We start from the raw sequence: 24,697 nt of genomic DNA on the forward strand, positions 1-24,697 counted from the left end.
CCGCGGCTGGCGACGGCGCTGCTGCGCTGCACACCTTGCCCAGAACGCGTTTTGCGTATGGCAAGCAACTTCCATGGCTGAGGGATGGGGCTAATCAGGTATTGTTATCACTTCCGTCTTTCGCAAATTTAGAAAGCCGCCAGCTCTGTGATTGACCAATCTCACCTTACACAGGCGAATCGACGAATCCAGCTTCCACCAGCGAATTCTTGTATCTCTCAAAATCGATGCAATTGTCCTCCAGCCTGGAATCCTCATTCTCTTCGTTGATGAAAGACAGGCTTATCCCCTGCTTCAGTGAGCGAGACTCGGGGATGAGTTCCAGTGAGTAGCTCCAACCATTGCCAAGCGCTTGGCCATAGATATACGAATCAAGATTTTCGGATGGGAAAGAGACTTTTCTCAAAGAAACTCCGGTGACTTCACGTACCCGCTCAACTGTCAAATCTTTTCTGGACTCCAAGCCTTGGAGCAACTTCAAAAAACTCTCGCCAATTTCAACAGCGCTAAGCGTAGGATTGACCGTCGAGGTCTCAGGCGTTGTCATTGCGCGTGGCTCTTCTGGTAGTGGCGAGGTTGGGTTGGCAGGCGTATGCGCACATGCAGAAAGCATGCTTTGGCCGAGGACGAGAAGTGAGATTAACGCAGCTCTTGAGGGTCCTTAGACTCAACTTCCAAGTGCAACACCCCGCCTTGACGTAGGGTAGCGGCATGGGCACACAGTACAGGCACCTGGGTTCCGAAGAACGCGCTTTGCTTCAAATTGAACTCGGTAACGGAATGAGCATCAACTCCATTGCAAGGCGACTCAATCGCAGTGCGTCCACCCTGTCGCGCGAGATAAGGCGACAGGGCGAACCTGTCTATGCGGCAACCAGCGCAGCCAGCAACTATCGGCTGCGCCGCAGAGCGTGCGTTCGAAGGCGCCGGCTTGTTGAAGGCAGTGCGCTCTTTCAGCAGGTGCGTGACGACTTGGTTCTGTATCGTTGGTCGCCCCAGCAAATTGCTGCCAAGCTCAAGGCCATGCATCCGGATGATCCAAGTCAACGCGTGAGTCACGAAACAATCTACGCCGCTATCTACGCGCATCCGCGTGGTGGTTTGAAGAAAGAGCTTGTGGAGGCGCTTCGTCAGCACAAGCCGACGCGAGGCTTGCGCCGTACAACCGCTGCCAAGCGCACGTGGGTGCCGGAGGAGCTGCGTATCGTCCATCGGCCTGAAGAGGTGGCGCAGCGCTTGATTCCTGGGCACTGGGAAGGCGACCTGATCAAAGGGGCTTTCAACCGCTCGTGCGTAGGCACGCTGGTGGAGCGAAAGACGCGCTTTGTGGTGCTGTGCAAGATGGATGGCTGTACTGCACAGGATGCGCTGGAGGGCTTCACGCGACAGATGAAGAAGCTGCCGCGTTTCCTACTGGGAAGCCTCACCTATGACCGCGGAACCGAGATGACGTGTTATCCAGAGCTGATGAAGCGGCTCAACATCGATCTTTGGTTCGCCGATCCACATGCGCCCTGGCAGCGCGGCAGCAATGAGAACACCAACGGCCTGCTGCGCCAGTTCATGCCAAAAGGCGCGGACTTGTCCAAGGCGAGCCAGGAGTATCTCAACAACGTCGCCGACCTGATGAACGCCCGGCCACGGCAGACGCTTGGCTGGAAGACGCCGAACCAGGCGCTGGAAGAAGAGATCGCTCAATTCAACTCACGTGTTGCACTTGCAAGTTGAGACCGCCGTCTCATCAGCAATCGTCCATGCGGGCTAGTCATCCTACTTTAGGAAACTGGAGGCGGCGTCAGCTACTTCGTGCGCATACGTAGCCTACTTGTGAAACTCTCGATTGCCATCAAATCGATTCACTCGGACCTATGATTGGCGGTGGGGGCTATGCGGCTTTGAGCTTACTGCTGTGAATCAGCGCGTCCATTAGCGTCTTGCCGGCCATTCAGCATGGTGATGGATTTAATGCACATCTGGCCAGATGTGCCGGCGGCACTATTCTGCGGAACTACGGACACAACGATGTTTCCGCTCTTACCGCCTTCCGCAAACTTTGCATAGTGCCAGTTCTCAAGCTGACCAACCGGCTTGAATGTGGGAGATGCAACAAATCCGGCACTCTTCAACGCGGGACGAGTTTGCCAAATTGACAGCTTGCCCAACACTTGATCGCATGTATTACACGGCTTAGCAGTGGTACCAAGAAAGCGAGGCGGCAATACGTGCGGTGATCATCGGCTGACTCGCTTGCCCTGGCTTCACGGTTGAGGTTGCGAGGTTAGCCGTGCTAACAAGGGCTGTCAACGCCCGATCTTCGATAGATTTCTTGACGTTGAGTTGATCCGCCCCGGCAAAGCCACGGTCTCCTGATCGCTTGACATGCTCAAAGGCTGCGTCCGAGCAGGAGAAGCACGTCGACAAATAGGCATGCTTGCGCATGATGCCTAAAGCAGTGCAGTTATTCATCCCAGCTCTGTAGATCGCCAACCTAGGGAACAGGTGCCATGTCCGACATCCTCGTCAACATCGACGTCGACGATATCGAAGCTGCCGAACGCTTTTATTGCGCTGCCTTTGCACTTCGTCCCGCGCGCCGGTTCGGCAAGGACGCGGTTGAGCTGATTGGCGCTTCGTCCAGGCTCTATCTTCTGGCGAAGGCGGCAGGCACGCAGGCGGTCTCGCACGCGGATCAGCCAAGATGCTACGAACGCCACTGGACACCCGTCCACCTGGATTTCGTTGTCGACGACCTTGCGCATGCCGTCGCGCAGTCCATTGCCGCTGGAGCGACGCAAGAGCAGGCGATCCGCGACAACGCATGGGGCCGCATCGCTGCGATGGCAGACCCATTCGGGCATGGCTATTGCCTGATCGAGTTCACGGCGGCTGGCTACGACGCTGTGGCGTCCTGATCGATCGACGCCCGACATGCGTTATCCCGAGTGGATAACACCCGTCGCAAACAAAACGCCCCGATCAGGTCGGGGCGTTCTGCGAAGTTGCTTGTGAGGCGCGAGGTTGCTTGTGAGCCCCGAACTCAGTGCCGCGGCTGCTTCGATGCGTCGCGCACCTTGTCGGCCACTTCGCCAGCCTTGCGCTGCACCTTGCCGACGTTCTTCTCGGCGGCGCCTTCCAGTTCGGTGCTTTTGTTGCCGGTCACGCGACCAACCGTCTCCTTGACCGAACCCTTGACCTGCTTGGCGGCACCTTCGATACGGTTCTTATCCATGGGATGTCTCGCATAGTGTTGGGGAACGCGGCCAGTCTGTGCATGCCTGTGTGAGCATGGCGTGCGCTCGCGTCCGCCGCGCTCAGCTGCCGTTACACCGTGCCGTCAGCGCGTGAAGCTCTACTCGTGCAACCACACGGCCCGCAGTGCTGCCCAGCCAAGCCGCGGGCGGACACGCCGCGCTGCGGGCAGCCGGCGTTCGCCGCATTGCAACGAGCGCGCATGCCTATGCCCGGGAGTGCACGCCGGGACGGCGCCGCCGCCCCCTCCCCCGGTTGGTCTACCCCGGTGGCGGCACGGTGCACGCAAACGCAGGGGGCGATCAGGGCGCCAGCCGTTGCCTGCCTGCCGCCCGCCACGCAGCGCTGGATTAGAGTGGCTGACAAAGCGTGGCGAGCAGTCGTCAGGTGAGTGTGGACGGAGTGGAGGACCGCAGCGTACGCGTGCTACATGCCGACTCTGGGCACCGGCCGCGCCCGCCCGGCCGTGGGCACAGTCGTCTTTTCAGCTGCTCCAGGTTAACGCGTTGGTTTTGGTCGATGCCCCGTCCCCTGCGACCGCATTCTGCCCAGGCGTGCATGCCACAATGCCGCCACTTCCTACCAGGCACGGCCGTCACGTGAGTACAGCCCACACTGTCGTTGCGCCGAGTGGCCTGGAGTTTCTGTCCGGTGGTGGGGTCATGGGCGCGACCATGCGCGCACACGAGTGGGCCGCCACGCCGCTGGGCGACCCGCACACCTGGCCGCAATCGCTGCGCTCGGCAGTGTCGACAATGCTCAACGCCAAGCTGCTGGGTGCGGTGCTGTGGGGGCCGCAGCTGCGCCTGCTCTACAACGATGTGTACCTGCAGTCGTTGGGCGACCGGCACCCGGGTGCATTGGGGCAGCCGGTGGCCGAGGTGTGGGGCGAGACCTACGCGCCGATCGCCGAGGATTTCGCGCGGGTGATGCACACCGGCGAGGGCTACGGTCAGGGCGTGGTCGCCTTGCCGATGCTGCGCAATGGCGTGCACGAAACCACCTACTGGAATACGACCGCCTCGCCCATCCGCGGCGAGGACGGCAGCATCGTGGGGTTGCTCAACATCGCCATCGAAACCACCGCGCAGGTGGCGGCCGAGCGGCACCGCGACATCCAGAACGCGATGCTGAGCGACGAGAACTCGCATCTGGTGCATGAGGTGGTCAACCGCACCACCGAGCGCGATCGGGCGCTGGAGGCGGAAGTCGCCGCGCGCCGCAATGCCGAGCGCGTGCAGCTGGCGCTGGCGGCCGGGGCCATCATCGGCACCTGGACCTGGGACCTGCCCAACGACGCGTTTTCCGTGGATGAGGCGTTTGCCGAGAACTTCGGCTTCGATCCATCCAGCAGCCGGACCGGCTTGCCGCTGGAAACGGTGATCGCCAACGTGCATCCGGACGACTGCGATGGCCTGCGCGCGGCGATCAACGAAGCGCTGGCGCGCGGTGGCGCCTATGCGCACCAGTACCGGGTCAGGCGCCGGGATGGCCATTACTACTGGCTGGAAGCCAACGGCCGGGTGGACCGTGCGCCGGACGGCACGCCGCTGCGGTTTCCCGGTGTGTTGCTGGATATCGACGCGCGCCACGCCTTGTCCGAAGAGCGCGACCGCGCCCTGGCCGCGCTGCGCGAGCTGAGCCAGACGCTGGAACAGCGTGTCACCGCACGGACCAGCGAGCTGATGGTGGTGGAAGAGGCGCTGCGGCAATCGCAGAAGATGGAAGCGGTGGGCCAGCTCACCGGCGGCCTGGCGCACGACTTCAACAACCTGCTGGCCGGTATTTCCGGTGCGCTGGAATTGATGACCTTGCGGGTGGAGCAGCAGCGTTTTGCCGAGCTGCCGCGCTACCTGGGCATCGCGCAGGGCGCCACCACGCGTGCGGCGGCGCTGACGCACCGGCTGCTGGCGTTTGCGCGGCGGCAGACGCTGCTGCCCAAGCCGACCGATGTCAGCCAGCTGATCGGCGACATCCTGGAACTGGTGCAGCGCACCGTGGGGCCGGGCATCCGGGTGGAGAGCGTGCCCAACCCGGTGCTGTGGCCAGCACTGGTGGATGCCTCGCAGCTGGAAAATGCGCTGCTCAACCTGTGCATCAACGCACGTGATGCCATGCCCGATGGCGGGCAGCTGCGCATCGACACCAGCAATCACTGGATCGACCACGACCTGGCGCGGCAACTGGGCATGCGCCGGGGCCCATACCTGTCGCTGTGCGTCAGCGATACCGGCACCGGCATGCCACCGGACGTGGTGGCGCGCGCGTTCGACCCGTTCTTCACCACCAAGCCGCTGGGCGAGGGCACCGGGCTGGGGTTGTCGATGATCTACGGCTTTGCCAAGCAGTCCGGCGGCCAGGTACGCATCCAGTCGGACGTGGGCAAGGGCTCGCGGGTGAGCATCTATCTGCCGCGGCATCTGGGCGATGCGGCGCACACCGATGCACACGAACAGCCGCTGCAACTGACCCCCACCGATGCTGGCGAGACGGTGCTGATCGTCGACGACGAACCGTCCATCCGGTTGCTGCTGGGCGAAATACTGCAGGAACTCGGCTATACCGTGATCGAAGCCGGCGACAGCGTGGCCGGCCTGGGCATCCTGCAGTCGGAGGTGCGCATCGACCTGTTGATCAGCGACGTCGGCCTGCCCGGTGGCATGAACGGCCGCCAGATGGCCGATGCCAGCCGTGCGCATCGCCCCGACCTCAAGGTGCTGTTCATCACCGGCTTTGCCGAGAACGCGCTACTGGACGACCACCACCTGGAACCGCGCATGGCGGTGTTGACCAAACCCTTCAGCGTGAGCGTGCTGACGGCGCGGGTGAAGGAACTGATTGCCTCAGGGCCCTGAGGACAGGCGTGGGCGATACATGGCAGCGCAACGCGCAGGTGTGGCTGCCGTTGCCGCTGTAGCCAGGGACACCGACGCCGGCGGCGATACCCCGGTTGCCGGATCAGATAGGGTGCAGTCACTCCACGCTCGCCGCCACCAGCCGCTGCCACAACGCCGCGTTGGCGGCGTCGTCCGGCTCCAGCGTGGCGAGCACGCCCAGGGCGTGGTCTTCGTGCTCGGCGCCATGGCGAGCGAGCATCGCCAGCGCGGCGGCCAGGCGGCCGTAGCGCAATGCGCGGCCCAGCGTGGTGGCCAGCAGGGTGGCGTCGTGTTCGGGGCGCTGTTCGTCCAGCGCGGTGCCCAGCACGAGCGGCAGGTCCCAGGTGGTGGCGATCGTCTTGGCCACCGCGACGGTGTGGCGTTGGACCAGCGCGGCGGCCACCTCCAGGCTGTAGGGCAGGCCGGGGCGCTCTGCATAGGCATCGCGCAACACCCGCAGGATCACCACCGCGCCCAGGCCCTGCAGCAGGCCGGCCAGCTGCGCCGACAAGGTGTCGCCGCCGCGTCCGCGCATGTAGGCGGCGGCCGCCGTGGCGGTGCGCAGGGCGTAGTCCCACACCGCGGCCGGCAGGCGCGAATACAGGCCGCCGTCCAGGCTGAGCACCGGCTGCATGACCGCTGCGGCAACGATCTGGCGCACGCCCTCGGTGCCGATATGCACCACCGCCCGTTCCAGGCTTTCCAGCGGGGCGCCTTGCGGGCGATACAGCGCACTGTTGGCGATGCGCAGCAGGTTGGTGGCCAGCGCCGGGTCCTGCGCGATGATCGCGGCGATGCCGCGCCCGGAGGCGTCCGGGTCGTTGACCGCGCGCATCAGCTGCGGCAACAGGTGCGGGCGGCGCGGCAACAACTGCGGACGCAGGTCGACATGCGCCAGGGCACCGCCCACTGCCTCCAGCACCGCCAGCTGTGCCGGGTCGGTGGGCAGGCTGTCATCGGCCAGCGACGGGGTGTCCATCATCACGGCGTACATGCGTCGCAGCAACGGGCGCATCGGCGGTGGCGCGTCCTGCACGGGGGCGGCCACCGGCTGGGACGACCGTGGTTGCGGTTCGACCTGCTGTTCTTGGACCGCGACCGGCTCCGCTGCGGGCGCCGGTGCGATGGGCGCCGTGCTGCCGGTCGACGCCGGCGTGGCAGGGTCCTGCGCGCGCTGGCGCATCCGCATCCAGACGACGGCGCCGACGATCATCGCGACAGCGAGAAGGCCGGCAACAAGCAGCAACACGGTGGCGAGGATCATGGGCGATTGTCTGACTCAGTGCCGCGACTATCGGCGATGGCGGGCGCGGCGGCAATGTGGAGTGGGCGCGCGCCCGCCGCCAGGTCGCGAACGCTTGGCCGGTGCCGTACCTGCGCGACCTGGCACACCGCGGGTCCGCGTTGTGCAGGCGAGGCAGGGTGCAGGCCAGAGGCGTTGCGCCCGGTCGCCCTGCACCTGCGCGCTGTCGCCACTGCCCGGTAGCATGCGCAACGTCCACTGCCGGCCGAGCGAGTGGTTATGTCCACCGTTAGGCTACACCGTGTGTTACGCGCCAGCCGCGGGCTGGTCTACCGCGCCTTCCTGGATGCCGATGCGATGGTCAAGTGGCTGCCGCCGGCCGGCTTCACCGGCAGCATCGAGCACATGCACGCGCATGTTGGCGGCACTTTCCGCATGGCCTTCACCCATTTTGCCAGCGGGCAGCACCATGCCTTCGGCGGCACCTAGCTGGAGCTGCAGCCTGGCGCCTTGCTGCGCTACAACGATGTGTTCGACGACCCGTCCCTGCCGGGCACCATGCTGACCACCGTGCAGCTGCACGCGCTGCCGTGCGGCACCGATCTGCACGTGGTGCAGGAAGGGATTCCCGACCAGATTCCGCTGCACGTCTGTTATCTCGGTTGGCAGGATTCGCTGACCTTGCTGGCGCATCTGCTGGAAGCGCAGCCGCAGGCCTGACACGGGCTTGTCCGGGTTGGTGTGGTTCGCGCCACGTCTGGCTGCGTAGATACCAGCGCTAGTTCCAGTGCCCTTGCCGCCGCCTTGCTATCGGCGGCGGCACGAGTGGACCGGGGGATTGCTGTGCGCGGCACCGTGGTGATTGGATGCGGCTGTGGTCCCGCTGCTGGCAACGGCGTGCCCTGTGCCGCCACCAACGCAGTGCTGGGAGGCGAGATCGCAAGTATGCACGCGCGACAAGCTGCAACGCAGCAATGCGCGACGTGTCTTCAAGCTGACCACTGCGCTGCACGTCACGCTAACGCACCGGCCATCACTATGCGTCACCAGCTGTGCAGTTCTAGAGCATCTAGGCAGCTTAAAGGGTGCAGGCATCCGCAGTTGGACCACTTTCACGGACACCACGCCAGGCGTGGTGTCCGTTTTGCCTTGCGCGGAGGGAGATGCTGCCAAGGGACGCCGGCGGCTTGTGGCGAGGACGTTCAAGGTCACCCAGGGCACACGGGGCGATGCACTCATCGTCGGTAGGGCCTGACAGTGCGGCACGGTGCATTCGAGTGGGCAACCTTCGCGCGCGACGGACACCGCGCCACGTGTGGCGCCCGTTTTCCCATAGGCGCTAGACGTTGCCGCAGCACGCAGGCAGCTCGTGCCGGGCAGGTTGCAGACGACCAGTGCACGCGAGGTCAGGCGATCAACGTTGGCGTGGCCTGCCGACGCTACAGGCACGGGGTGCTGTAGTGCGGGGACTTCAGCACGGGTCAAACACAGCCCAGCGCTCGCGTTGCACGGCCGGTGACAGAAACACCCGTGGCAACAGGTGACGGGCAGCGTGCTGGACGATCAACCCACGAACCACACTGTCAACCGCAGAGACCGATCAGACAACCGCTTGCCGCACGAGTACATCCGTCGCTACAGCGTGCCCTGTTTCCATAGCCGCACGATTTCGGCCGGCGTATGTTCTTCGGGGATACGCAACGGTTCGCTGGCACCCTCCCAGGCGATGCTGAAATAGCGGCGGTCGCCACCACCGGCCTGCGGCGGCGGCAAGGCATGCGCCAGGCATTGGTCCAGCAGGCTGCGTAGCTGCAGGCGCTGCGCATCGTCCAGGTCGTCCATCACCAGCTGGCGTTCGCGGCGCATGGCCGGGAACGCGGCCACGCCGCCCTCGCGGGCCAGGCGCAGGGTCACGCCTGCCTCCACGGGCGGCCGTTGCGCGCTCATCCGGGCACACCCACGTCGCGCCAGGCCTGGTGGACGGCACGTGCCTCGTCGCTGTCCGCAGCGTAGTCGGCGCTGGCCGCGCTGACGGTGAGCGCTGTCAAGGTGGCGAAGTCTGCCTTGGCGGTCAGCGCGCTGCCGGTGAGGGTGCGATACCAGATGCGGCCGGCCGTCTCCCGGGCCGCGCCGCCGATCGCCACTGCCGCGCGATAGAACGCGTGGTTGGGAATGCCGCAGTTGTAGTGCACTCCGCCATCGTCTTCCTGCGTGTCGCCATAGCCGGCCATGGTCGCCGGTTGCGGGTCCTTGCCCAGGGCCGGGTCATCGTCGGCGGTACCGCGTGCGCGCATCGAGCGCAGGCCCGCGCCCTGGATGCCCGGCAGCAACAACCCCGCGCCGACGATCCCGTCGGCGTCCTGCGCGCTCTGGCGCAAGGTGTAGTGCTTGCCGAACACGTCCGACACCGACTCGTTCAACGCGCCGGACCGGCCCTGGTAGATCAGATTGGCGGTGCGTTCGGTAACGCCATGTGTGAGTTCGTGGCCGATCACATCCAACGCGATCGTGAAGCGATTGAAGACCTCCCCGTCGCCATCGCCGAACACCAGCCGCTTGCCATTCCAGAACGCGTTGTCGTAACCGCGGTGGTAATGCACGGTACCGATCGGCGGCATGTCGGCATCGTCGATGGAATTGCGCCCGTAGACCGTCTGGTAGATGTCGTGGGTGGCGCCCAGGTATTCATAGGCCCCAGTGACGGCGACATCGTCGGTGGCGGCGGCGCGCTCGGCGCGCACCAGCGTGCCGGGCAGAGTAGTGCCTTGGCTGGTGTCGTAGATCCTGCGCTGCACCGCGTGCGCGGCCTGTGCGGCTGGCGCTGACGCGTCATCGGCTCGCGCCGGCAGGCCCAGCGCACGCTGCCGACGCAACTGCGCGGTGACCTGACGCGACAACAGCGCGCAACGACGGGCATGTTCGGGTGCTGCCTGAGCAACATGGTCCAGCAGGTAGGGCGGCAGGATCCCGGCACGGCGCGGCGGAACGAACGCAGACATCAGCGATCTCCACAAGAGCGGCACTGGCGACTATGCCGATGCCGGCTTTAGGAAATCGTTAGACCGCAGCGCCACTGCGCACCGGACACCGCCTGCCGTTCAGTCCAGCTGTGCAAGCGCCTGCTGGATCGGGGTCTGGCCATCGATGAAGCCGATGGTCTTGCCGATGCTGGCCGGCGTCGCCAGCGCGGCGGCAATCACCTGGGCCACGTTGGCGCGCGAGACGCTGCCGTCGGCGTCGCTGCCGGGGTCGCGGGTGATGCGGCCGGTGGGCGCATCCAGGGTCAGGCGGCCGGGGCCGAGCACGGTCCAGTCCAGCGCGGTGCCGCGCAGATGCGCATCGGCGGCGCCCTTGGCCTGGGCATAGGCGAAGAAGGGGTCGTCCGGCCCGATGCCGTGCTCCAGCCCGGCGCCGAGGTAGGACACCATGACGTAGCGACGCGCGCGCGCCTGGTCGGCAGCCTGCATCGAGCGGATCGCCGCATCGCGGTCCACGGCGTAGGTACGCGCGGCATCGCCGCCGCCGGCACCGGCCGACCACACCACCACGTCGTGGCCGGCCAGTTGCGTGGCGATGGCATCGGTGTCGGCATGCTCGATGTCGAACGCCAGCGGCGTGGCGCCATCGGCCACCACATCGGCTGCATGCTCGGGATTGCGGAACAGTGCCGTGACCTGGTGCCCCGCGCGCGCCAGCAACGGCGTGAGCAGACGTGCGACCTTGCCATGTCCACCGATCACCACGATACGAGACATGCCACCTCCAGCAATGCGCGCCTCGGCGCGGAAGATGGGCATGCTCGCCGGTGCGGCGCTAAAGCAGCGTCAGCGACAGGTCACGGCCTGTGCGTTGCAGGATCACACTCGCGGCCTGGATCGGCGACTGCCGGCGGCACGGCACCTGATGCGGTGCGCGCAGGCATCGCCTGGCCGCGATGCGTTACCCGCGTGCCTCACATCTGGGACACTTGCGTGCCCGGTTCTGCGAGATTCCCGATGTCCCTGACCTCCGAGTTGCGCCCGCGCGTTGGCTGCGGTGCCGTCATCCGGCGCCGCGATGGCCGCTTGCTGCTGGTGTTGCGCGGACGTGCGCCCGAGCAGGGGCATTGGGGCCTGCCCGGTGGCAAGGTGGACTGGATGGAAACGGTGGAGGCCACCGTGGTGCGCGAGGTGCTGGAAGAAACCGGCCTGCAGGTACATCCGCAACGGGTGCTGTGCGTGGTCAGCCATTTCGAACCGGACATGGACCCGCCGCAGCACTGGGTGGCGCCGGTGTATGTGGCCCGCATCGAAGGCAGCGAACAGGCGCAGCTGCGCGAGCCGCACGTCTTGCACGACATCGGCTGGTTCGCGCTGGACGCCTTGCCCACGCCGCTGGCCCGCTCGGCGCTGCAGGCGGTGCAGCAGCTGCAGGCCGGGCGCGGCGCCGTCGCCTGACAGGCCAGCGGCGCTGCCGAGCGTGCCGGTGCCTGCAGCGGCGTACGACGGCGGTGTGCCTGCGGCGCCGGCATCACCGCCGGTCACGCGCCGCGCGGGCACATGGCCTTCTCGTCGTGCTCGCTAGGCTGTCGGCCGTTTTTGGTGTGAGCTGCATATGCCCTCTTCCGAGCTTCGTGCCTTTGTCGTCCGCGTGATCGTGGTGCTGGCCCTGGTGGGCTGCGCATGGTTGCTGTGGACCCTCTCGGACCTGCTGCTGATGGTGTTCGGCGCGATCGTGGTGGCGGTCCTGCTGCGCGCGCTGACCAGTTGGGTGACACGCCATACGCGCCTGTCCGACGGTTGGGCGCTGGCGGTGGTGGTCATCGTACTCGCGCTGGGATTCACCGCCTTGCTATGGCTGTTCGGCTCGCAGCTGGCCTCGGAAGTGGGCGCGTTGCAACGCACCTTGCCGCAGGCATGGACGCGGCTGCACGACTGGATCGCGGCCGGGCCGCTGGGACCGGCGCTGGACGAGTTGACCCGGCAGGCGCCGGCACGCGTGTCCAACCTGGCGCCACGCGCCGGTGCGTTTGCGCTGGGTCTCACCGGCAGCGTGGCCAACCTGTTTCTGGTGCTGGCCGGCGCGGTGTACCTGGCCGGCCAGCCGCAGCTGTACCGGCGCGGGGTGCTGCTGTTGCTGCCGGCGCATGTACGGGCATCCACCGACGACGCCTTGCAGGCCAGCGGCACTGCCCTGCGGCTGTGGTTGCGCGGCCAGCTGCTGGCGATGGCGGTGGTGGGCGTGCTCACCGGCCTGGGCCTGTGGGCGTTGGGGATCCCCGGAGCGCTGGCACTGGGCATCATCGCCGGGTTGCTGGACTTCGTGCCGATCGTCGGCCCGATCGTGGCGGCGATTCCCGCGATCTTGCTGGGCTTCACCGTGAGTCCGCAGATGGCGCTGGCCACGGCCGCCCTGTTCGTGGTGGTGCAGCAGATCGAAGGCAATGTGCTGATCCCGCTGATCCAGCAGCGCACCGTGGACCTGCCGCCGGTGCTGATGCTGTTCTCGTTGTTCGGCATCGGCATCCTGCTCGGCCCGGCCGGCGTGCTGCTGGCTGCGCCGCTGACGGTGGTGGGATTTGTGCTGATCAAACGCCTGTACGTGCAGGACGCGCTGGGCACGCCCACCTCGATCCCGGGGCAAAAACAGCCGTAGTGGCTGCGCGCGCGGGTGCAGCGCACGCGCCGCGGGTCAGCCCGCACGCGTTGCATCGCCCGAAAGCCGGCAGGCATTGCGCGTGGTCACGCGCTTTTTCAGCCTGCATCTGGGGCTGCCCGCGCCTGCCTCGGCCACCGCGCGCTAACGCCACGCTGACGCTGGCTAGGCGCAACGCTTACATCGTCTCACCTAGGTTGGAAGTCGACGCGGTGCAGCACGTGCCGTGCCGACAGAGATCAGGAGAACATCGGATGAGTCTGCAAATTCCTCAGGGTGCCTTGGTAGTGGTCGCCGACGGCGGCGAAGCGCGCTGGTTCACCAACACCGGCAACGAAGCAAAGCTGGTCCTGCGCCAGCATGCGCGTACCGACGTGCAAAACGTCGATGACGAAGGCCCGGCCGGCAAGGCACCGCGCGATCTCACCGAGACGGACCTGGACGAAATGACCTTCGCCAAGCAACTGTCGCAGGCTCTGAACGATGGTGCCCTGAAGCACGAATACGCACACTTGGTGCTGGTTGCCGATCCGACCACCCTGGGCCGCGTGCGGCCTTTGCTGCACAAGGAAACCCAGCAGCGCCTGGTGGGCGACCTGGCCAAGGACCTGACCAACCTGCCGTTGGAAGATATCCAGCGTGCGTTGTCCTGAGGGCGATGTCCTCTTCAGGTTGCATGCAAGGCGGCGCGGTTGGGGCCTGGGCGGGGCAACAGTTGAATCACTTTCTGTTTCTTCGTTGCTTACCGCACCTGCCTGACGATCGAGGCTTGCGCAATATGGGCGACGCTACGCACAGACGCGTGGCGTAGCGAACGCCAGAAAAAATGTGTCAGATGCCTTGCCAATGCCAGCCGCGGCTGGACTGCGCATCGAAGGTGCGGATGATCAGTGTCTGAGCGCATGCCAGGCGCGGAAAGGCGGCAGGCTGTCTGCATCAATCACGCTCAGTCACGGAGGCGGCGCCGATGGGGTTTGTTCGCGAATACGCCACGCAGGCACCGGAACGCAGCGCCGTCGACGCGCAGCCCGGCTTGCAGGTACTGGAATTCGGCACCCACTGGTGCGGGCACTGCATTGCCGCGCAGCCGCTGCTGCAGAAACTGCTGGGCGGTGACAACGCAGTGGATTACCGCAAGGTCGAAGATGGAAAGGGGCGGCCTTTGGGACGGTCTTTCCACGTCAAGCTGTGGCCAACGGTGATCCTGTTGCGCGATGGGGAAGAAATAGCGCGTGCCGTGCGCCCGCAGACGCGCGAGGATCTGCAGGACCTGCTGTCGGCGTTGGATACGCGGTGACACCGCGTTGAGTGGTAAATCTTCTCAACACGGGAAACGTTCTGGCGTGGATAACTGAGCTCTGATGTGTCATATGGCTTGCGATGCGCGGTGCACGTGATCAAACGCTACTGGCAGCTGACAATCGACTGCGCAGCCGGCGCATTCTCTTCTGGCTACTGACAGCGCTGCGCATACAGGTCGGCGCCGATCGCATGGTCCACGCACTTTGCGCGGTCGCGCCTGCAGCGATTTGCACGCTGGTGTAACATCGCGCCTTGATCAAGTCCTTGGGTGTACGCCCATTCCTTTGGTTATCTGTCCCGCAGCGCCGCTGAGTTGACGCGGCCGTCCGGGAATGCCTCCGGCTGTTGCGATGCATGTGCTGATGCCGTGCGTGTGATGGGCCGTGTTCTGTGCGTTGCCAGGACGAGCAGGTAGCGGTGGCCGTTTCTGGAGATTGCACATGCACGACACGCACGCGATTCGATCGCACTTTGGCTGGTTCAAACGCCGCCGCCAGCTGCAACTGGACGAGGTCACCGTGGTGGACCGCGGCATGCTGCGCAAGGCCGTTGGCGCGGCAGCGCTGGGCAATGCGATGGAGTGGTTCGATTTCGGCGTCTACGGCTACCTGGCGGTGACGCTGGGCCAGGTGTTCTTTCCAGTCAGCAACCCCACCGCGCAGTTGATCGCTACCTTCGCCACCTTCACCGTGGCGTTCCTGGTGCGGCCCATCGGCGGCATGGTGTTCGGCCCGCTGGGCGACCGCTACGGGCGTCAGAAGGTGTTGGCGGCCACGATAATCCTGATGGCATTGGGCACTTTCAGCATCGGGCTGATTCCGTCCTACGACAGGATCGGCCTGTGGGCACCGGCCTTGCTGTTGCTCGCGCGCTTGTTGCAAGGCTTTTCCACCGGCGGCGAATACGGTGGCGCGGCCACCTTCATCGCCGAATACGCCACCGACCGCAATCGCGGCCTGATGGGTAGCTGGCTGGAGTTCGGCACGCTGGGCGGCTATATCGCCGGTGCCGCCACCGTGACGGCATTGCACATGAGCGTGACCCCGGCGCAGATGCTGGACTGGGGCTGGCGCGTGCCGTTCCTGATCGCCGGCCCGCTCGGCCTGCTGGGCCTGTACATGCGCGTGAAACTGGAAGAAACCCCGGCATTTCGCGCCTATACCGAACAATCGGAGCAGCGCGAACGTGAGACCGCCGGCCAGGGCCTGGCGACGCTGCTGCGCCTGCACTGGCCGCAGCTGCTCAAGTGCGTGGGCCTGGTGCTGGTGTTCAACGTCACCGACTACATGCTGCTGACCTACATGCCCAGCTACCTCAGCGTCACCATGGGCTATGCCCAGAGCAAGGGCTTGCTGCTGATCATCCTGGTGATGCTGGTGATGATGCCGCTCAACATCGTCGGCGGCCTGTTCAGCGACCGGCTGGGCCGCCGCCCGATGATCATCGGTGCCTGCAGTGCGCTGTTTGCGCTGGCGATTCCGTGCCTGCTGCTGATCGGCAGCGGACACGATGGGTTGATCTTTGCAGGGCTGATGCTGCTGGGCCTGGCGCTGGTGTGCTTCACCAGCTCGATGCCGTCCACGCTGCCGGCGCTGTTCTACACCCCGGTGCGCTACAGCGCCCTGTCGATCGCCTTCAACGTCTCGGTGTCTTTGTTCGGCGGCACCACGCCGCTGGTCACCGCCTGGCTGGTGGAACGCACCGGCGACCCGCTGGTACCGGCGTATTACCTGATGGGCGCGGCGGCGATCGGCCTGGTGACGATGCTGTTCGTGCGCGAAACCGCCGGCCTTCCGCTGCGCGGTTCGCCGCCGGCGGTGGCCAGCGACGCCGAAGCGCGTGCGTTGTTGCAGACCGACAGCCCGGTCACGGTGGATGCGCAGTTGCCGCTGATCAACCCGCCGTCGGTGGGCCAGCCGCGCACCGCTTGAGAGCAGCCAACACACCGACTGCGCTCACCGCCAGGCGGGCGCGGCCGGTGCTCGGTGCGGCATGGACCACGTGTCCCCTCCGGTTCCTGCGCGCCCACCTGACGACCGCTCGCTACGTTGTGATAGCCGCTCTTGGCCTGGCGCCGGGGTTCAGCACAGCGCCGGATCGCGGATATCGGGCATGTCCGGATACGGCATGCCCTGCCCGGTTTCGACATGGCGCTTGAGGCTGCTGCCGAGGAAGAACTGCCAGCACTGGCGGCAGACCTCCAGGCACGGCGACTCGCGGTAGCCGGACTGCACGAAGTCCACGCGCGTGCCTTCGCCGATGGAGACCAGAGCGAAGCGCATCACCGTGCCTTCCCAGGCGCTGGTGTCGAGCATGTTGGAGCGCTCGCAGCGCCAGCACACCAGCCGGTGGTCGGCGCCGGCATCGATGCGCAGCTCCACGCGCCAGCCGTGGCCGCTCCAGTCCAGGCAGACGCGGCCGTCGACCTGGCGCACCTCGCGCGTCCACCAACGCGCCAGTTGGGCCGGCTCGGACAGCGCGGCGGAGACCACCTCCGGTGCGGCGGCAATCACGACGCTATGGCGGATCTCGTGCTTCATGTCCATGGCATTGGCTGCGTAGATGCCGATGATGGCGCATTTTGCCCGCCAATTGCAGCCTTGTACGATCTGCGGATGCGGCGCTCGTCCAGCGCTCACATGGCGCTGGGTACCATCGGCACGGTCCTTCGATGAGCAGAGCAGGCATGACGACGCTTCCGATACCGGTGATGGACGCTGCCGCGCAGCGCGACCTGACCACCGCCCATGCGTTACTGGAAAACCCTGGCGTGGCGGCCCAACTGGCCAACGCGCTGGGCGCGCCGATCGAGAGCCTGATCAGCAAGCGACTGCCCAAGCTGGTGACCCGCAGCATCGATGCCGCCACCCGCCGCGCCCTGCAGGTGGCGATGAAGTCGGCACTGCTGAGCCTGCGCGGCAAGACCGACGCGCCACAGCCGGCATCCACCGCCCGCCACACACTGGCGGTTGCGGTGGCCGGTGGCGCCGGCGGCTTCTTCGGCCTGCCCGGGTTGATGGTGGAGCTGCCGCTGACCACCACGGTGATGCTGCGCTCGATCGCCGATATCGCCCGCGCCGAAGGCGAATCGCTGCAGGACCCGGACACCGCGCTGGCCTGCCTGGAGGTGCTGGCGCACGGCGGCCGCAGCGCGGTCGACGATGGCGCCGAATCGGGCTACTTCGCGGTGCGCGCGGCCATGGCACAACAGCTCAGTGCGGCTGCCCGCCATGTCGCCGCGCACGGCTTCGCCAGCAAGGGCGCACCGGCGCTGATCTCGCTGGTGTCGCGCATCGCCGCCAGGTTCTCGGTCAACGTGGGCGAGAAGCTTGCCGTGCAGGCGGTGCCGCTGGTGGGCGCGGTGAGCGGTGCCACGCTCAACACGGTCTTCATTCGCCACTTCCAGGCGATGGCGCGCGGCCACTTCATCGTGCGCCGGCTGGAGCGCCAGTTCGGCACCGACGCGGTGCGGCGTGCGTATGAGGCGCTGCCCGCTGCGCGATAGGGCCTCGCGTGCATCCTGATGGCCATGGCAAGGGAGTGCGTGAAATGAAAGCCGTACAGCGTTTGCTGCTGATCCTGGGCTGCGTCATCGCCGCGCCGGCCTGTGCGCAGTCATATCGATATGGCGCGCCGGAGGTCACGCTTGAAGGCACGCTCATCAGTGCCACCGGCCTGACACCCGACGGCGCAGAGGTGACGTATCCGGCCCTGCAACGTGCTGCGCCGCTTACCGTCGAGGCGACCGATGGAAGTGAAGAGTTCGAGCCCTCCGCAACAGGCATCACGCTGGTGCAGCTATCCCTTGATGCGACGACCATGCGCGCGTTCAAGCAGGTGAAGGGCCACCAGGCGCGCGTGGCCGGGACCCTCTTGCACTCCGATAACGGCCATCACTACACCGATGCATTGCTGTCGGTGACCCGCGTTTCAGCCAGGAACTAGCGGATTGGGTGTGCTCCGTCCAGCCACCGCTGCGTCCTACGGCCCAGCGATGTTGGGCGTCAGTGAGCGAGATGCCGGTGGCGCGCATGTGGCTGCGCGCAGCCCAGCACAGAACGTCACCGCAGTAAGCCACAGTCCCCGCCAGCCATGCAGGCGTCTGCGGGTCATGCCAAGGCAGCCTGCTGCGCAGCGCGCCGCAATGGCGATCATTGCAACGCCTTCCTTCTCTCCGGACCTGGGCCATGACCAAACCTTTCTCACCGGCCTCCGCACGCAACCGCGATCCCATCCTTGCGGTGCTGCAGCGGCACTTCGCCGATCGCCACCACGTGCTGGAAATCGGCGCGGGCGCCGGCCAGCACGCCGTGCATTTCGCTGCCGCGATGCCGTGGCTGCAGTGGCAGGCCAGCGACCACGCCGATCATCTGCCGGGCATGCAGCAATGGCTGGACGAGGCGGCCTTGCCGAATACGCCACCGCCGGTGTCGCTGCAGGCCGTGCTGATGCCTGCGCCCGGCCTGGCGCCGCCACCGCCAGTGCCGATGCTCGCCGACGGGCAACGGGGTTACGACGCGGTCTACAGCGCCAACACGCTGCACATCATGGGCTGGCCGCAGGTGCAGGCGCTGTTTGCCGGGTTGCCGGCGGTGATGGCGCCAGAAGCGGTGCTGGCGATCTATGGGCCCTTCAACCGCGATGGCCAGTTCACCAGCGACAGCAACCGCGCCTTCGACGCGATGCTGCGCGAGCGCGACCCTGCGTCGGGCATCCGCGACGCCGAAGCGGTGGATGCGCTGGCGGCATCGGTCGGATTACGCCTGGTCGAGGATGTGGCGTTGCCAGCCAACAATCAGTGCCGGGTGTGGCGGCGCGGGTAGGCTCCACTGCGAGCCAAGAAACCACGTGGTCGCTGCACAGGAGACTGACCCAGATGCTTTCTTTCCCCGGGATGGTGCCGCGTAGGGGGCGGATGAAGGGATAGGCCAAGCTCCGTGCCGGTGAGCGTCACGCGGGCTTCGTCCAACGCACGGGTGTCAGCTGCGTGCGCGGTCCACGCGCGCCGCACGCATGCTCCAGGCGACGCGTCGGTCCCGCGCGTGCTGCACCCGTATGCCCCCGCAGCGAGACGCGCTGACCATGTTCAGCGCCTAGCTGGCCTGCTGCGCGCGTTCGCCGCGCCACCGCTCCAGCCACCACAGCAACGCGGCAGCGAGGACGAACGCCAGCCACCATGGCCAGCGCGGGCCAGGCTGCGGTGTGGCGTGTGCTGGGTGTGGCGATGCGCCGGTGTTGATCAGGGCCAGGGTGGCGCTGCGTTGTGTGTTGGCGAACAGGGCCGGCGCATCGGCGGGGGCGCGGATGTAGAGCGCACCGCGGCGTTCGCCGTCCTGCCAGCGATACCAGCCGGTGTGCTCCGGCCAGAGGCCGGCACAGGCGGCGGTGCCGGTGTCGGGAGCCGGCGGCAGCGGTTGGCGGTTGCCATCGGCTGCCTGCAGCTGCGCGGTGGCGCCGAGACCGCAGACCTCGATGCGCTGGTTGCGCCAGCCGGTGCGGATGGCGGCGTGGGCGTTGGGTTTGGCACGGCTCACTGCGGCAAGCGTCTGGCTCCACAGGGCGGCGTGCAGGTCGGGGCGGCCGCTCAGTACCAGGCGGTAGCTGTCGGTGACGGCGATCAGGCCGATACGCCCGCGGCCCAGTGCGCGCCACCAGGCGTAGGGCGTGCCGTCGGGGGCGCGGCGGACGGCGATGGCATCGCTATCGGCAGGTGCCACGGCGCGACGTTCCAGCACCGGCAATGCGGCCGCTGCGGCGTCGCCGGTCTCGTTGGCAGGCGGCCGTGCAGTCGCCGCGGCAGCCTGCGGCGTGGTGGCGACGGAGGCGAGCTGCAACGGCGCGGTGCCGCCATCGCCACGCAGTGGCAGGCCGAGGTCGGCCATCGCGCTGCGGTGGGTGGCATCAGGCGGCCCGCTCAAGCGCAGCAGCACGCCAAGCCCACGTTCGACCGCCGCGTGCAGGGCGCTGCGTTGCGCACGCGATAGCGCGGCCAGCGCGCGTTCGTCGATGATCAGCACGTCGCTGCGGTCCAGCGTGGCGGGGTCGAGCGGGCGCGGCGCATCGCCCAGCTGCATGCCGCCGCCGGTGGCGATCTGGGTGTGCAACTGCAGCCCAGCGTCATTGGCCCAGCGGCGCAGGGACTTCAGGTCGGGCTGTGGCGCGCCGGCCAGGATCCACAGACTGGCCGCCGGGCTTCCCACCACCGACACCGGCAGCGTGGCCTGGTCGCGGACACGGCCATCGGGCCCGAGCACCCGCACCAGGAACACGCTGTCGCCGGCGGCGCGCACGGTGCCAGTGAGACGGAAGCGGCCCTCGGGGTCAGGTGCGACCAGCTCGACGCGGCGGCCGGCCGGATCCAGCAACTCCAGCCTGGCGGCGCGCAGCCCGCTGATGCGGCCCTGGATCGCCACGTCGGTGCCGGGCGCGGCGAGCGCGGGCGTGTCCAACGCGCTCAACCCGGGAGCCGGCGGCGGTGCGGCATAGCGCAGCAGCCAGCCACGCGCGGCGTCGCGGTCGCGCGCGGGCAGGCCGGTGCCGACGATGCGCAGCTGGGTGATGCCAGGGTGGCGGCGCAGGGCGGTGGCCAGATCGGGCATGCGCTCTGCCGTACCTAGCGCGGCGGGGGCCTCCGGCAGGGCGATGACGGTGTCGCCCGGCGCGGCCTGCAACGCCGCGGCGTTGGCGCCGGCGGTGGCCACCACCAGGGTGCCGGCGGTGCCGGGTTGCGAGGGCGGAAACAGGGCGCAATACAGCAGCGCCGCGCACACGGGTTGCAGCGCCAGCAACGTGGTCCTGCGCCAGACCGGCAGGCGCGCGCGGCGCAGCCGCCACCAGGCCAGCACGGTGATCGCGGCCAGGGCCGCCAGGACACTCCAGGCCGGCATCATGGGCGCTCCTGTGCGTGCAGCGCATCGAGATAGCGCTGGCCACCGGCATCGGCGGCTGGGCGCGGTTGCACGGCCGCCGCCGGGCGGACCAACAGCGGCCAGAGCAGCGCGCGCAGGCGTTGCCGGCACGCGGCGCAGTCGGGGGTGGCACGCAGGGTCTCGATGGCGGCAGCCAGATCGAGCGGGCGATCGAGGGCGGTTTCGTGCGTGGGCAGCCAGCGTGCAAAGGCGTCCAGCGCGGCGCCATCGGCGGTCGCCGCAGGCTCGCCCAGCGCCTGCCACAACGCCATCGGCTGCGGGTCTGCCACGCTGCGGTCGACCAGTGCATCGGCACCGCGCACCAGCCCGTCACGCTTGCCGCTCATGCGCCGGCTGGGGTCGATCGGCGGTAGCTGCGTGCCGACCCGCGCCAGGTAGATGCGCTCGGCCTGCTGCACCTGCTTGATGAAGCCCAGCGCCTTGTTGGCATAGGGCAGGGCGCGCTCGGGGTGGCCCTGGCGCAGCGCGCCCTCCGATTGCCACATCTGGTCCAGCGCGGCGCGCAGCAGGGCGCGGGTCTTGGGGTCGAGCAGGGTGGCGGCTTCGGCGTGGTCGTGGGTGTGGCCGAACTCGGACAGCACGTCCTGCGCCTGGCCGAAGCTGCTGTGCTCGGGCCGGCCGTTGCTACCGCCGTGGTCGTGGTCGTGATCGTCCAGTGCGGCGGCACCGGGTTCGGTGGTGTGGGCGTCGTGATCGTCGTGGTCATGCCCGACGTGTGTGTCCGCAGGGGCGGCGGGTGCGCTTGGTGCATCGGCAGTGGGCATGTCGGCGGTCGGCAGGTCGTCGGCCGGGGCGTCGCTGGTGGATGGCGCGTCGGCAGTCGGCGGACCTTGCGGCGCGCCTTCGCTTTCTTCGCCCAGGAACTGGCCGTAGCGCAGCCGCAGCAGGCGCTGGTCCACGCCGATGGCATCGGAGCGCTTGAGATAGCTGGCCGCGTCCAGGCGCGGCTGTTCCTTCAACAGCGCCTGCGCGTCGATGATGATCTGGCGCTGGCTGCGGAAGTAGGCCGGCAGGGTGCGTTTGACGCTGGCCTCCAGGCCGGCGGCCATGGTCACTTCGGGCGGCGGCCAGCGCAGGATCACGCTGGCACTGCGGCCTTCCTGAGCGCCGGGCTGGCGGGTGTCATGGACGATGAGCTGCGCGATCAGGTCGTCGCCGGCCGCCATGCCCAGCGCCTGCGGCTGCAGGGTAGTGGCGAAACCGCGGCGGTTGGCCGGGCCGCTGCCGGTGAGCGTGCGGCGTTGGGGGGTGAAGGTGATGTTCTCGCCACTGCCCTGGGCCAGGTCAGCCGCAGTTCGGCGCTGGCGGCCACCGCGTAGTCGTCGCTGGCTTCGAACTGCAGCCTCCAGCCGCTATGGCCGGCTTGGGCCGGCGTCCACAGCACCAGACTCTGCTCGGGCGCCAGCACGCGGACCTGCGGCGGGCGGTCCGCCAGCACGTCCAGCCGGTGCAGCGTGCGGTCGGTGGGCGCACCGTCGATCAGGATGCGATACAGCGCCGGCCGCTCGGCGAGCCATTGGCCCTGCCACTGGTCGCTGCTGCTTTGCCGGGTCAGCGCGACCAGGCGGCCGTCGCCAAGCCGCAGCGCCACCGTGCGCGGGGCGGGGCTGACCTGCAGCTGCCAGTCCAGCCGGGTGCCGGCCGGCACCCGCGCGTCCAGGCCGGGCAGCCGCGCAGCCGGCAGGCCGGTGTAGGCCGGTGGCGTGCTGTGCAGCCGCGCCTGTCGCAGCATGGGGGCGCCGCGTTCGGCACGCGCCGCGGCGATGCGGTCGCTGTTTGCCGATGGCGGCGCATGCGGCGGCCACAGCAGCAGCGCCGCGCAGGCGAGCACGCCCAGCAGGCTCCAGGGCCCGGCGCGCCGCCACGGCCAGGCCGGACGCAGATCGCGCGGGGTGTTGCGCATGCGCTGTTCCAGCCGCTGCCGTTGCAGCGCCTGCAGCGGGCCGAGGCGGTCGCGCGGGATGAACAGCAGATCGCTGCTGTCTTCCAGCGCCGGTGCTCGATCCAGCCGGTGGATGACCCAGGTCTGGTCCAGCCTGCGCGCTGCCCGCAGTGTCACCGCTGCCAGCACCAGCAGGCCCGCAAGCAGGGCGCCTGCAAGCCACCATTGCGCGGGCGCCTGCAGGCGCCAGGTGAGCACCGCCGGCAGCAGCGCCAGCGGCAGCCCGAACAGCAGCACGCCGACTGCCGCCCGCCGGCGTGCGGCCTGCCACGCGCGCTGCAGCTCGAGTGTGCTCATGCCGCCGCGTTCCGGCGTGGTGCGGTGGCCAGCCAGCGTTCGAGGGCGAACAGCAGCAGCACCAGGCCGATCAGCCACGGTGCCAGCGACTGCGGTGGCATATTGAGCCGGAGCGTGGCGCCACGCTGCGGGTGTTGGGTCTGCGCCGGTGCGGCCTGCACCGTAGGCGGTGCTTGCAGCGCGGCGCGCAGGCGGGCCGGAAAGTCGGCATCCAGCAGCGCGGGCAACTGCGGCGGCTGCAGCGGTGCGGTCCAGCGCAGCACCCGGCCCCGGCCCAGCGCTGCGGCATCCAGCAGCGCTGGGCCATCGGTTTCGGTGAGCGCTTGCAGCGGGGCGGCAAGTGCGGCCGGAACCGGAGCCTGCGCCTGCAATACCAGTTGTCCGCCCGCCGCGACCCAGGCGATCACCGGCGCAGGCGGGGCGCTGGCCGCCAGCCAGACCACGACCGTGCCGGGCGCCCAGCGCGACGGTCGCGCTGCCGCCGGCGTGACGACCGGCAGCCTGCCCGGCAACGCCCACGCCGCCTGCACCGCGCGCAGATAGCGCAGCGCCGGCGCGGCGGTGTCGTCGGCCACCACCTGCAGGCGCAGCGCGGCCGGTGGCGTGGGCGCGGCCAGCGGTGAGCGGCCAGGCAGCACCTGCCACTGCACGGCACGCGTGAGCTGCACGCGCTGCGCATCCAGCGCGCCCCACTGCGCGGGTACGATCACGCTGAGCGCCGCATCGGCCGGCAGGCTGGCGTCGAGTTCGCGCAACAGGCTGCCGACCGGCTGCGCGGTGGCCAAGCTTGCGGGGCTGGGGTCAGCGGTATCGGTATCGGCATCAATCGGCGCAAACCCTGGCGCCAGCCAGAGCCATTGCGCGTCATCGGCGTGGGGCAGCGCCCGTGCCGCGGCCAGATCCACGCCCGGGCTGACCGCGATGCGTGGGCGGCTGCCCTGTTGGTCGCGCAGTGCCGGCTCGGCCAGCAGCACGGCCAGCGCGGCCAGCAACAGCAAACGCAGCAGCAGCAGCGGCCACTCGTCCAAGCGTACCCGGTGGCGTGGGCGCGGCATCGCCCGCAGCCAGCGCAACGCGGCGAAGTCGGTGGGGCGGTGCTCGCTGCGCCGTGCCAGATGGATCAGCACTGGCAGCAACAGCGCGGCCAGCGCAAACAGGCCGGCGGGCAAGAGCAGCAGATTCACTGCGGCACCCGCCCGGCGGCGTGGGCGCAGACGAACTGCCA

At 67.8% G+C, this 24,697-nt stretch carries 22 protein-coding genes, 2 other RNA genes and 2 pseudogenes; 13 read left to right on the plus strand and 13 right to left on the minus strand.

The window, feature by feature from the left end; translation table 11 throughout:
• Positions 1-166: 166 nt before the first annotated feature.
• Positions 167-547: a hypothetical protein gene (locus tag XCSCFBP4642_RS23745; protein WP_053329509.1), complete on the minus strand. Its 381-nt coding sequence runs from the start codon at positions 545-547 to the stop codon at positions 167-169.
• Between the two features lie 164 nt (positions 548-711).
• Between XCSCFBP4642_RS23745 and XCSCFBP4642_RS0101420 the strand changes: the two genes are divergently transcribed.
• A complete protein-coding gene (locus XCSCFBP4642_RS0101420; RefSeq protein ID WP_029218148.1) occupies positions 712-1,728 on the plus strand; it encodes an IS30 family transposase in 1,017 nt (338 codons plus the stop codon).
• A 173-nt stretch (positions 1,729-1,901) separates the two neighbouring features.
• On the opposite strand, the gene XCSCFBP4642_RS29805 is transcribed toward XCSCFBP4642_RS0101420, so the two are convergent.
• Together XCSCFBP4642_RS29805 and XCSCFBP4642_RS28015 are read right to left on the minus strand one after the other, a co-directional pair.
• Positions 1,902-2,162: a hypothetical protein gene (locus XCSCFBP4642_RS29805; RefSeq protein WP_235048253.1), complete on the minus strand. Its 261-nt coding sequence runs from the start codon at positions 2,160-2,162 to the stop codon at positions 1,902-1,904.
• Positions 2,163-2,187: 25 nt separating this feature from the next.
• Complete coding sequence (locus XCSCFBP4642_RS28015; RefSeq protein WP_235048254.1) at positions 2,188-2,439, minus strand: hypothetical protein; 252 nt, start codon at positions 2,437-2,439, stop codon at positions 2,188-2,190.
• A 65-nt stretch (positions 2,440-2,504) separates the two neighbouring features.
• Here XCSCFBP4642_RS28015 and XCSCFBP4642_RS0101425 point away from each other — a divergent pair, with 65 nt between their 5' ends.
• Positions 2,505-2,912, plus strand: coding sequence for a VOC family protein (locus tag XCSCFBP4642_RS0101425; RefSeq protein ID WP_029218213.1), 408 nt, complete (start codon positions 2,505-2,507; stop codon positions 2,910-2,912).
• A gap of 125 nt (positions 2,913-3,037) precedes the next feature.
• Here the strand turns inward: XCSCFBP4642_RS0101425 and XCSCFBP4642_RS0101430 are convergent, their stop codons facing one another.
• Together XCSCFBP4642_RS0101430 and XCSCFBP4642_RS26170 are read right to left on the minus strand one after the other, a co-directional pair.
• Entirely contained in the window at positions 3,038-3,229 is a 192-nt protein-coding gene (locus tag XCSCFBP4642_RS0101430; RefSeq protein WP_029218214.1) for a CsbD family protein, read from the minus strand.
• Positions 3,230-3,606: 377 nt separating this feature from the next.
• Positions 3,607-3,681, minus strand: a non-coding RNA gene (locus XCSCFBP4642_RS26170) — sX9 sRNA.
• A 134-nt stretch (positions 3,682-3,815) separates the two neighbouring features.
• On the opposite strand from XCSCFBP4642_RS26170, the gene XCSCFBP4642_RS0101435 reads away from it, so the two are divergent.
• Entirely contained in the window at positions 3,816-6,104 is a 2,289-nt protein-coding gene (locus XCSCFBP4642_RS0101435; RefSeq protein WP_033897888.1) for a hybrid sensor histidine kinase/response regulator, read from the plus strand.
• Between the two features lie 118 nt (positions 6,105-6,222).
• On the opposite strand, the gene XCSCFBP4642_RS0101440 is transcribed toward XCSCFBP4642_RS0101435, so the two are convergent.
• Entirely contained in the window at positions 6,223-7,389 is a 1,167-nt protein-coding gene (locus tag XCSCFBP4642_RS0101440) for an HDOD domain-containing protein (RefSeq protein WP_029218216.1), read from the minus strand.
• Positions 7,390-7,647: 258 nt separating this feature from the next.
• Here XCSCFBP4642_RS0101440 and XCSCFBP4642_RS23755 point away from each other — a divergent pair.
• Positions 7,648-8,088 (plus strand): annotated as a pseudogene (locus tag XCSCFBP4642_RS23755) (SRPBCC family protein).
• Positions 8,089-9,003: 915 nt separating this feature from the next.
• Here the strand turns inward: XCSCFBP4642_RS23755 and XCSCFBP4642_RS0101450 are convergent.
• The 3 genes from XCSCFBP4642_RS0101450 to XCSCFBP4642_RS0101460 all read right to left on the minus strand — a co-directional run bounded on the left by XCSCFBP4642_RS0101450 (position 9,004) and on the right by XCSCFBP4642_RS0101460 (position 11,123).
• Entirely contained in the window at positions 9,004-9,315 is a 312-nt protein-coding gene (locus tag XCSCFBP4642_RS0101450) for a protealysin inhibitor emfourin (RefSeq protein WP_029218217.1), read from the minus strand.
• Complete coding sequence (locus tag XCSCFBP4642_RS0101455; RefSeq protein ID WP_029218218.1) at positions 9,312-10,367, minus strand: M4 family metallopeptidase; 1,056 nt, start codon at positions 10,365-10,367, stop codon at positions 9,312-9,314. Before XCSCFBP4642_RS0101455 ends, XCSCFBP4642_RS0101450 begins: the two co-directional genes overlap by 4 nt.
• Positions 10,368-10,466: 99 nt before the next feature.
• Positions 10,467-11,123, minus strand: coding sequence for an SDR family oxidoreductase (locus XCSCFBP4642_RS0101460; RefSeq protein ID WP_029218219.1), 657 nt, complete (start codon positions 11,121-11,123; stop codon positions 10,467-10,469).
• A gap of 240 nt (positions 11,124-11,363) precedes the next feature.
• Here XCSCFBP4642_RS0101460 and XCSCFBP4642_RS0101465 point away from each other — a divergent pair, with 240 nt between their 5' ends.
• The 6 genes from XCSCFBP4642_RS0101465 (at position 11,364) to XCSCFBP4642_RS26175 (ending at position 16,363) form a co-directional block, all read left to right on the plus strand.
• Positions 11,364-11,804 carry an NUDIX domain-containing protein gene (locus XCSCFBP4642_RS0101465; RefSeq protein WP_029218220.1) on the plus strand — a complete coding sequence of 147 codons (441 nt, stop codon included), beginning with the start codon at positions 11,364-11,366 and terminating at the stop codon, positions 11,802-11,804.
• Between the two features lie 157 nt (positions 11,805-11,961).
• Positions 11,962-13,002 (plus strand): AI-2E family transporter, encoded by a 1,041-nt coding sequence (locus XCSCFBP4642_RS0101470; protein ID WP_029218221.1) that lies wholly within the window; start codon positions 11,962-11,964, stop codon positions 13,000-13,002.
• 254 nt (positions 13,003-13,256) lie between these two features.
• A complete protein-coding gene (locus tag XCSCFBP4642_RS0101475) occupies positions 13,257-13,655 on the plus strand; it encodes a host attachment family protein (RefSeq protein ID WP_029218222.1) in 399 nt (132 codons plus the stop codon).
• Between the two features lie 314 nt (positions 13,656-13,969).
• Positions 13,970-14,299 carry a thioredoxin family protein gene (locus XCSCFBP4642_RS0101480; RefSeq protein ID WP_029218223.1) on the plus strand — a complete coding sequence of 110 codons (330 nt, stop codon included), beginning with the start codon at positions 13,970-13,972 and terminating at the stop codon, positions 14,297-14,299.
• 445 nt (positions 14,300-14,744) lie between these two features.
• Positions 14,745-16,235: a glycine betaine/L-proline transporter ProP gene (proP, locus tag XCSCFBP4642_RS0101485; protein WP_029218224.1), complete on the plus strand. Its 1,491-nt coding sequence runs from the start codon at positions 14,745-14,747 to the stop codon at positions 16,233-16,235.
• 61 nt (positions 16,236-16,296) lie between these two features.
• Positions 16,297-16,363, plus strand: a non-coding RNA gene (locus tag XCSCFBP4642_RS26175) — sX9 sRNA.
• 22 nt (positions 16,364-16,385) lie between these two features.
• Here the strand turns inward: XCSCFBP4642_RS26175 and XCSCFBP4642_RS0101490 are convergent.
• Positions 16,386-16,844, minus strand: a complete 459-nt coding sequence (locus XCSCFBP4642_RS0101490; protein WP_029218225.1) for an SRPBCC family protein — start codon at positions 16,842-16,844, stop codon at positions 16,386-16,388.
• A 170-nt stretch (positions 16,845-17,014) separates the two neighbouring features.
• Here XCSCFBP4642_RS0101490 and XCSCFBP4642_RS0101495 point away from each other — a divergent pair, with 170 nt between their 5' ends.
• From XCSCFBP4642_RS0101495 to XCSCFBP4642_RS0101505, 3 genes are all read left to right on the plus strand, one after another.
• Positions 17,015-17,809, plus strand: coding sequence for an EcsC family protein (locus XCSCFBP4642_RS0101495; protein ID WP_029218226.1), 795 nt, complete (start codon positions 17,015-17,017; stop codon positions 17,807-17,809).
• Positions 17,810-17,853: 44 nt separating this feature from the next.
• The gene (locus tag XCSCFBP4642_RS0101500) at positions 17,854-18,249 is read left to right on the plus strand and encodes a DUF4431 domain-containing protein (protein WP_029218227.1); all 396 of its coding nucleotides are present in this window, start codon (positions 17,854-17,856) and stop codon (positions 18,247-18,249) included.
• A 242-nt stretch (positions 18,250-18,491) separates the two neighbouring features.
• On the plus strand, positions 18,492-19,127 hold the full coding sequence (locus XCSCFBP4642_RS0101505) for a DUF938 domain-containing protein (protein ID WP_029218228.1): 636 nt from the start codon (positions 18,492-18,494) through the stop codon (positions 19,125-19,127).
• Positions 19,128-19,397: 270 nt separating this feature from the next.
• Here the strand turns inward: XCSCFBP4642_RS0101505 and XCSCFBP4642_RS0101510 are convergent, their stop codons facing one another.
• The 3 genes and pseudogenes from XCSCFBP4642_RS0101510 to XCSCFBP4642_RS0101520 all read right to left on the minus strand — a co-directional run bounded on the left by XCSCFBP4642_RS0101510 (position 19,398) and on the right by XCSCFBP4642_RS0101520 (position 24,656).
• Positions 19,398-21,194, minus strand: a complete 1,797-nt coding sequence (locus XCSCFBP4642_RS0101510) for a hypothetical protein (protein ID WP_029218229.1) — start codon at positions 21,192-21,194, stop codon at positions 19,398-19,400.
• Positions 21,191-23,472 (minus strand): annotated as a pseudogene (locus XCSCFBP4642_RS23760) (hypothetical protein). Before XCSCFBP4642_RS23760 ends, XCSCFBP4642_RS0101510 begins: the two are co-directional and overlap by 4 nt.
• Entirely contained in the window at positions 23,469-24,656 is a 1,188-nt protein-coding gene (locus XCSCFBP4642_RS0101520; protein ID WP_029218230.1) for a BatA domain-containing protein, read from the minus strand. Before XCSCFBP4642_RS0101520 ends, XCSCFBP4642_RS23760 begins: the two are co-directional and overlap by 4 nt.
• Positions 24,657-24,697 lie beyond the last annotated feature (41 nt).

The sequence above is a fragment of the Xanthomonas cassavae CFBP 4642 genome (assembly GCF_000454545.1).
Lineage (GTDB): Bacteria > Pseudomonadota > Gammaproteobacteria > Xanthomonadales > Xanthomonadaceae > Xanthomonas > Xanthomonas cassavae.

What these genes read in the sequence shown, in the direction of transcription:
- XCSCFBP4642_RS0101495 (WP_029218226.1), top strand. Translation starts at nt 17,015, where the DNA reads ATGGACGCTGCCGCGCAGCGCGACCTGACCACCGCCCATGCGTTACTG.
- XCSCFBP4642_RS0101500 (WP_029218227.1), top strand. Translation starts at nt 17,854, where the DNA reads ATGAAAGCCGTACAGCGTTTGCTGCTGATCCTGGGCTGCGTCATCGCC.
- XCSCFBP4642_RS0101475 (WP_029218222.1), top strand. Translation starts at nt 13,257, where the DNA reads ATGAGTCTGCAAATTCCTCAGGGTGCCTTGGTAGTGGTCGCCGACGGC.
- XCSCFBP4642_RS23745 (WP_053329509.1), bottom strand. Translation starts at nt 547, where the DNA reads ATGACAACGCCTGAGACCTCGACGGTCAATCCTACGCTTAGCGCTGTT.
- XCSCFBP4642_RS28015 (WP_235048254.1), bottom strand. Translation starts at nt 2,439, where the DNA reads ATGCGCAAGCATGCCTATTTGTCGACGTGCTTCTCCTGCTCGGACGCA.
- XCSCFBP4642_RS0101465 (WP_029218220.1), top strand. Translation starts at nt 11,364, where the DNA reads ATGTCCCTGACCTCCGAGTTGCGCCCGCGCGTTGGCTGCGGTGCCGTC.
- XCSCFBP4642_RS0101455 (WP_029218218.1), bottom strand. Translation starts at nt 10,367, where the DNA reads ATGTCTGCGTTCGTTCCGCCGCGCCGTGCCGGGATCCTGCCGCCCTAC.
- XCSCFBP4642_RS0101505 (WP_029218228.1), top strand. Translation starts at nt 18,492, where the DNA reads ATGACCAAACCTTTCTCACCGGCCTCCGCACGCAACCGCGATCCCATC.
- XCSCFBP4642_RS0101450 (WP_029218217.1), bottom strand. Translation starts at nt 9,315, where the DNA reads ATGAGCGCGCAACGGCCGCCCGTGGAGGCAGGCGTGACCCTGCGCCTG.
- XCSCFBP4642_RS0101425 (WP_029218213.1), top strand. Translation starts at nt 2,505, where the DNA reads ATGTCCGACATCCTCGTCAACATCGACGTCGACGATATCGAAGCTGCC.
- XCSCFBP4642_RS0101440 (WP_029218216.1), bottom strand. Translation starts at nt 7,389, where the DNA reads ATGATCCTCGCCACCGTGTTGCTGCTTGTTGCCGGCCTTCTCGCTGTC.
- XCSCFBP4642_RS0101510 (WP_029218229.1), bottom strand. Translation starts at nt 21,194, where the DNA reads ATGATGCCGGCCTGGAGTGTCCTGGCGGCCCTGGCCGCGATCACCGTG.
- XCSCFBP4642_RS0101430 (WP_029218214.1), bottom strand. Translation starts at nt 3,229, where the DNA reads ATGGATAAGAACCGTATCGAAGGTGCCGCCAAGCAGGTCAAGGGTTCG.
- XCSCFBP4642_RS0101460 (WP_029218219.1), bottom strand. Translation starts at nt 11,123, where the DNA reads ATGTCTCGTATCGTGGTGATCGGTGGACATGGCAAGGTCGCACGTCTG.
- XCSCFBP4642_RS0101470 (WP_029218221.1), top strand. Translation starts at nt 11,962, where the DNA reads ATGCCCTCTTCCGAGCTTCGTGCCTTTGTCGTCCGCGTGATCGTGGTG.
- XCSCFBP4642_RS0101490 (WP_029218225.1), bottom strand. Translation starts at nt 16,844, where the DNA reads ATGAAGCACGAGATCCGCCATAGCGTCGTGATTGCCGCCGCACCGGAG.
- XCSCFBP4642_RS0101420 (WP_029218148.1), top strand. Translation starts at nt 712, where the DNA reads ATGGGCACACAGTACAGGCACCTGGGTTCCGAAGAACGCGCTTTGCTT.
- XCSCFBP4642_RS0101480 (WP_029218223.1), top strand. Translation starts at nt 13,970, where the DNA reads ATGGGGTTTGTTCGCGAATACGCCACGCAGGCACCGGAACGCAGCGCC.
- XCSCFBP4642_RS0101435 (WP_033897888.1), top strand. Translation starts at nt 3,816, where the DNA reads ATGCCGCCACTTCCTACCAGGCACGGCCGTCACGTGAGTACAGCCCAC.
- proP (WP_029218224.1), top strand. Translation starts at nt 14,745, where the DNA reads ATGCACGACACGCACGCGATTCGATCGCACTTTGGCTGGTTCAAACGC.